Origin of the sequence: Uruburuella suis (assembly GCF_004341385.1) — a bacterium.
Classification (GTDB): domain Bacteria; phylum Pseudomonadota; class Gammaproteobacteria; order Burkholderiales; family Neisseriaceae; genus Neisseria; species Neisseria suis.
Genome location: NZ_SLXE01000043.1, coordinates 1 through 1313, shown reverse-complemented (window position 1 = coordinate 1313; position 1313 = coordinate 1). Strand labels below are relative to the sequence as shown.

The following is a 1313-nucleotide window of genomic DNA, read 5'->3' as shown; positions in this document are numbered from 1 at the left end:
CATTTATAGCCGTCTGAAACATTTATAGCCGTCTGAAACATTTATAGCCGTCTGAAACATTTATAGCCGTCTGAAACATTTATAGCCGTCTGAAACATTTATAGCCGTCTGAAACATTTGTGGCCGTCTGAAACTTTTGTGGCCGTCTGAAACTATTTGCGTAATTGTTTGGCCGCTTCCAGTGCATAATAAGTCAAAATGCCATCGGCACCGGCGCGTTTGAAGGCGAGCAGGCTCTCGAGTATCACTTTGCTGCCATCGAGCCAGCCGTTTTGAATGGCCGCTTGCAGCATCGCGTATTCGCCGGAAACCTGATAAGCATAAGTGGGCACACCGAATTCATCTTTCACGCGGCGGATTACATCCAAATAAGGCAGTCCGGGCTTCACCATCACCATGTCTGCGCCTTCTTGTAAGTCCAGCGCCACTTCCTGCAAAGCTTCGTCGCTGTTGGCAGGATCCATCTGATAAGTGTATTTGTCGGCCTTGCCCAAATTGGCCGAGCTGCCGACGGCATCGCGAAACGGGCCGTAAAAAGCCGAGGCATATTTGGCCGAATATGCCATGATGCGGGTGTGGATGTGGCCGTCTTCTTCCAGCGCTTCGCGAATGGCACCGATGCGCCCGTCCATCATGTCTGAAGGTGCCACCACTTGCGCGCCCGCATCCGCATGCGTTAATGCTTGTTGAATCAGCACGTCAACAGTTTCATCGTTCAGCACATAGCCGTTTGAGTCAATCAAACCATCTTGCCCGTGCGTGGTGTAAGGGTCCAGCGCCACATCTGTCATAATGCCGAGCTCGGGAAAGTTTTCGCGCAGCCGGCGGATGGCTGTCGGCACCAAGCCTTCGGGGTTGTAAGCCTCTTCGGCGGTTTCGGTTTTGTTGCGGGTGATCACCGGAAATAAAGCCAGCATCGGAATGCCCAGTTTCACCGCTTCTTCCGCAGTAAACAATAACTTATCCAGGCTTTGGCGCTTCACCCCGGGCATAGAGGGCACGTTTTCTTCCTGATTCTGCCCCTCCAGCACAAACACCGGATAAATCAAATCATCCGCCGTCAGCGTGTGCTCGCGCATCAGCCGGCGTGAAAAATCATCTTTGCGCATACGGCGCATACGGGTGGCATAAACAAAGCGGGGCGGGAAATTCATTATTCGGCCTTTGGTTAACAGTCGCAGAAAAAGCAATTATAAGCCGAACGCAAAGCGAATACAAAAAGGCCGTCTGAACCCCTTTTCAGACGGCCTTAGTACGATATTGTTCTCTGCATTGTTTTGACTGGCAGGAAATGGAGGGGAGAGTTGATAAAA

General features: G+C 51.4%; 1 protein-coding gene. It reads right to left on the bottom strand.

Annotation, left to right across the window (positions count from 1 at the left end; genetic code table 11):
• Positions 1-152 precede the first annotated feature (152 nt).
• Positions 153-1154 carry a porphobilinogen synthase gene (gene hemB / locus EV680_RS11045; RefSeq protein WP_132954800.1) on the bottom strand — a complete coding sequence of 334 codons (1002 nt, stop codon included), beginning with the start codon at positions 1152-1154 and terminating at the stop codon, positions 153-155.
• Positions 1155-1313 lie beyond the last annotated feature (159 nt).

Coding starts and splice junctions, on each gene's coding strand:
- hemB (WP_132954800.1), bottom strand. CDS start 1,154: ATGAATTTCCCGCCCCGCTTTGTTTATGCCACCCGTATGCGCCGTATG.